Raw genomic sequence first — 4952 nt, 5'->3', positions numbered from 1 at the left:
GTTCGTGGAGACCGGCGGGGGGTCCGCGGGGGAGGCACGCGCGCGTGCGGAGGCGGTCGTGCGGGCCGCCGATGTCGTGGACGCGCTGGTGGTAACCGATCCGGCGGGGCAGAGCGCGCTGTGGCGGATCCGGGAGGACGCGAGCGGTACGGCGACCCGCATGCCCGACGGGACCGAGGCCTGGCCCGGCTGGGAGGACTGCGCGGTGCCGCCCGCCCGGCTGGGGGCCTACCTGCGGGACTTCCGGGCGCTGATGGCGGAGCACGGGCTGCGCGGCACGCCGTACGGGCACTTCGGGGACGGCTGCATCCACGTCCGCATCGACTTCGACCTCCTCACGGAGGCCGGAGTCGCCCGCTTCCGCCGCTTCTCGGAGGAGCTCGCGGAGCTGGTGGTGGCGCACGGCGGATCGCTGTCCGGGGAGCACGGGGACGGGCAGGCGCGGGCGGAGCTGCTGCCGAAGATGTACGGCTCGGAGATGGTCGGCCTCTTCGAGCGGGTCAAGGGGGTGTGGGACCCGGACGACCTGCTGAACCCCGGGATGCTCGTCCGCCCCGCGCCGCTGGACAGCGGCCTGCGCTTCTCCGTCCTGCCCCGCGAACCGGTCGACGTGGCCTTCGGCTACCCCGCCGACGGCGGCGACTTCCCGGCGGCGGTGCGGCGCTGCGTGGGCGTCGCCAAGTGCCGTACGACGTCGGTGTCCGGCTCGGGCGTCATGTGCCCGTCCTTCCGGGCGACGGGCGAGGAGGAGCACTCCACGCGCGGGCGGGCCCGGCTGCTGCACGAGATGCTCGCCGGTGAGGTGGTGACGGACGGCTGGCGCTCGGAGGAGGTCCGGGACGCGCTGGACCTGTGCCTGTCCTGCAAGGGCTGCCGGTCGGACTGCCCGGTCGGGGTCGACATGGCCACGTACAAGGCGGAGTTCCTGCACCACCACTACGCGGGACGGCGCCGCCCGGCCGCGCACCACACGATGGGCCGGCTGCCGGTGTGGCTCCGGGCGGTGGCCCGTACGCGCACGGCGTGGCTGGTCAACGCCTTCGCCCGGGTGCGCCCCCTCGCCCGGGCGGCGAAACGGCTGGGCGGGATCGCCCCCGAGCGGGAGATCCCGCGGCTGGCGTCACGGACGTTCAGCCGGTGGTGGGAACAGCGGCGGGGCTCCGCACAGGGTGACCTGGTCGTCCTGTGGCCCGACACCTTCACCGAGCACCTCTCCCCGGCCGTGGGGCGGGCCGCCGTACGGGTCCTGGAAGCGGCCGGGCTGCGGGTGGCGCTGCCGCCGACCGTGCACCTGGCGAAACCGCCGGTGGGCGACGGCAGGACGGTCGCCCTCGACCCGCTGTCCCTGCTCCGCGGCCGGGGCCGGGTCTGCTGCGGACTGACGTACGTCTCGACGGGCCAGCTGGACCGTGCCCGGGCCGTCATGCGCCGCACGCTCGACCTGATGGAGCCGGTGCTGGAGACCGACGCGCCGGTCGTGGTCCTGGAGCCGAGCTGCGCCGCGGCCCTGCGCACGGACGTCCCCGAACTGCTGCACGACGACCCGCGCGCGGCCCGCCTCGCCGCCAAGGTCCTCACCTTCGCCGAGACGCTCGAACGCCATGCCCCCGGCTGGACACCGCCGCGCGTGGCCCGCCCGGTGGCCGGCCAGACCCACTGCCACCAGCACGCGGTGCTGGGCGACGCCGCCGACCGCCGGCTGCGGGAAGCGGCCCGGCTCACCGGTGAACTGAGCGGCGGCTGCTGCGGCCTCGCGGGGAACTTCGGCTTCGAGAAGGGTCACCACGAGGTGTCCGCCGCCTGCGCGGAGGAACAGCTCCTGCCGTCCGTACGGGACGCCCCGGACGGCGCGGTGGTCCTGGCGGACGGCTTCTCCTGCCGCACCCAGCTCCAGCAGCTGGCGGGCGTACGGGGCAGGCATCTGGCGGAGGTTCTGGCCGAGGCGCTGGACGAGAACTCCGGGCGCGACGGCACGTGAGGCGTTCGGGCCACGGGAGGGCGGACCCGAGTGTCTGAACCGGGGGAGTGCCGAAGCCGCTCCTAGGCTCGCGGGACCAACCACTGCCCGTCGAGGGCAGCTGCTCGAAGGAGCCCGCGCATGAGCGTCCGCGTCCAGCCGATCACTCGCGACGAGCATCTCGCGTTCGTCACGGCCCGTCCCTCCGCCAGCCACACCCAGGTCCCCTCCTGGGGTGAGGTCAAGCCCGACTGGCGGGCGGAGAGCCTCGGCTGGTTCGACGACGGCGGGCAGCTCGTCGGCGCGGGACTGGTACTGCTGCGCCCCCTGCCCGGGCCGCGGCTGCCCGGGCTGCCGCGGTACCTCGCCTACCTCCCCGAGGGCCCGCTGATCGACTGGCACGGGCCCGGCCTCGACCGTCTGTTGGAGCCGATGCTCGCGCACCTGAGACGGCGGGGTGCCTTCGCGGTGCGGATGGGCCCGCCGGTCGTGGTGCGCCGCTGGAGCGCCGACGCGGTCAAGGCGGCGATCGCGGACCCGGCCGCCCGGCGGCTGCGTGACGTGCGGGCGACGTCGTACGAACCGCGGGCCGGCCGGGTCGCGGACAGCCTGCGCCGGATGGGCTGGCGGCAGTCCGAGGCGACCGGCGAGGACGGCTTCGCCGCGGGCCAGCCCCGCTACGTCTTCCAGGTGCCGTTCGCCGGCCGGTCGCTCGAGGACATCCACAGCGGCCTGAACCAGCAGTGGCGCCGCAACATCAAGAAGGCGGAGAAGGCCGGGGTGAAGGTCGTGCGCGGCGACCTGGAGGACCTGCCGGCCTTCCACGAGCTGTACAGCGAGACCGCGGAGCGGGACCGCTTCGTCCCGCGCCCGCTGCCGTACTTCCAGCGCATGTGGAGCGCGCTCACCGCCGAACACCCGGACCGGATGCGGCTCTACCTCGCCTACCACGACGGCGAGGTGCTCGCCGCGGCCACCATGCTGACCGTCGGCGACCACGTCTGGTACTCCTACGGCGCCTCCACCGCCCGCCGCCGCGAGGTCCAGCCGAGCAGCGCCGTGCAGTGGCGCATGATGACCGACGCGCACGAACTGGGCGCCGCCGTCTACGACCTGCGCGGCATCACCGACACCCTGGAGGAGTCCAGCCACCTGCTGGGCCTGCTGCGCTTCAAGGTGGGCACCGGCGGTGAGGCGGTGGAACACCTCGGCGAATGGGACTACCCGCTCAACCGGCTGCTGTACAAGGCGCTGAACCTGTACCTCGCCCGCCGCTGACGTCTCACAGCGCGAGACAGAGGCAAAAGGGGTTCACGCACCTGACGGAGTCCATTACCCTGGACTGTGCAGTGCATCGGGCTGTACGTTGAGTGCACCCCGATGTACGCACCGCACATGCGCAGCACCCCTGACAGTCAGCACTCCTGACACCGAGCCCCTGACACCGACCGAGCACAGGACAGCCCGTGACCACGCCGGAGACCGCCACCCCGCCTTCGTCCGCGACCGCCGACGCCACCGCGCCGGCCGCCGGCCCGGGCCGGCTCGGTTCCCTCGGACCCGTGGGCCTGGTGCTCGCGGGCGGGATCTCCGTGCAGTTCGGCGCCGCCCTGGCGGTGACGCTCATGCCCAGGGCGGGGGCCCTCGGGGTCGTGGCGCTGCGCCTGCTGGTCGCGGCCGTCGTCCTGCTCCTTGTCTGCCGCCCGCGGCTGCGCGGCCACTCGCGCACCGACTGGGGCACCGTCGTCGCCTTCGGCATCACCATGGCCGCCATGAACGGCCTCTTCTACCAGGCCGTCGCCCGCATCCCGCTGGGCCCCGCGGTCACACTGGAGGTCCTCGGCCCGCTCGCCCTCTCGGTCCTCGCCTCCCGCCGGGCGGTCAACGTCGTCTGGGCGGCGCTGGCCCTCGCCGGTGTCTTCCTCCTGGGCGGGGGAGGCTTCAGCGGCCTCGACCCCACAGGGGCGGCCTTCGCCCTGGGCGCCGGCGCCATGTGGGCCGCCTACATCGTCTTCAGCGCCCGTACGGGCCGCCGCTTCCCGCAGGCGGACGGGCTGGCCCTGGCCATGGCGGTGGGGGCGGTGCTGTTCCTGCCGCTGGGGATCGCCGAGTCGGGGACGAAGCTGCTCGACCCGGTGACGCTGGGCCTGGGCGCGGCGGTCGCCCTGCTCTCCTCGGTGCTGCCGTACACCCTCGAACTCCTCGCCCTGCGCCGCCTGCCCGCCTCCACCTTCGCGATCCTGATGAGCCTCGAACCGGCCATCGCCGCGACGGCCGGCTTCCTCATCCTCGACCAGGCGCTCAGCACCGCCGAGGCCGCCGCGATCGCCCTCGTCGTCGCGGCGAGCATGGGCGCGGTGCGCACCCAGGTGGGCGGCGGGCGCAAGAAGCGGGCGGCGCCGCGGAGCACAGGCCTGGAGGGCTGAGCCGCTCCGCAGCGGAAGCGGCCGCTCTTCTGGTCCGGCCCGGTTGACAGCCCAGCAGGGCGTCAGTCAGTGCCCGGGTCACGACCACCGGAACCCGAGTATCAGCATCAATGTCAGTGCCGGGTGCCAAACTGCCGCGCATGACCACACCCGACGCGAAGGCCGACCTCCTCCGCTATCTCCAGGACGCGCGTGACGCCCTGCTGTGGAAGCTCGACGGGCTCTGCGAGTACGACATCCGCCGCCCGCTGACACCGACCGGCACCAATCTGCTCGGGCTGGTCAAGCACACCGCCGGAGTGGAGCTGGGCTACTTCGGCGACACCTTCGGCCGGCCCTACTTCGCCGAGAACCCACCGCCCTGGTGGTACACGCAGGACGCCGAACCCGAAGCCGACATGTGGGCCACCCCGGACGAGTCCCGCGAGGACATCGCCGGGCTGTACCGCCGGGCGTGGGAGCACGCGGGCGGCACGATCGCGGCGCTGCCGCTGGAGGCGACCGGTCGCGTTCCCTGGTGGCCCGAGGAGCGGCGCGAGACCACTTTGCACCACGTCCTGGTGCGCGTG

Annotated in this window: 4 protein-coding genes; all 4 read left to right on the top strand. The window is 73.9% G+C overall.

The window, feature by feature from the left end; genetic code table 11:
* On the top strand, positions 1-1978 hold a 1978-nt coding region (locus C1J00_RS38170), incomplete at its 5' end, for an FAD-linked oxidase C-terminal domain-containing protein (protein WP_102913485.1).
* A 120-nt stretch (positions 1979-2098) separates the two neighbouring features.
* The gene (locus C1J00_RS38165; RefSeq protein ID WP_102913483.1) at positions 2099-3235 is read left to right on the top strand and encodes a lipid II:glycine glycyltransferase FemX; all 1137 of its coding nucleotides are present in this window, start codon (positions 2099-2101) and stop codon (positions 3233-3235) included.
* 188 nt (positions 3236-3423) lie between these two features.
* Positions 3424-4383 (top strand): EamA family transporter, encoded by a 960-nt coding sequence (locus C1J00_RS38160; RefSeq protein ID WP_102913482.1) that lies wholly within the window; start codon positions 3424-3426, stop codon positions 4381-4383.
* Positions 4384-4523: 140 nt separating this feature from the next.
* Positions 4524-4952 (top strand): DinB family protein (locus C1J00_RS38155; protein WP_102913484.1); only part of this gene is annotated, 429 nt, incomplete at its 3' end.

It is taken from the genome of Streptomyces cahuitamycinicus (genome assembly GCF_002891435.1).
Lineage (GTDB): Bacteria > Actinomycetota > Actinomycetes > Streptomycetales > Streptomycetaceae > Streptomyces > Streptomyces cahuitamycinicus.
The sequence above is the reverse complement of the archived record's forward strand: the minus strand, read 5'-3'. Positions and strand labels throughout refer to the sequence as shown.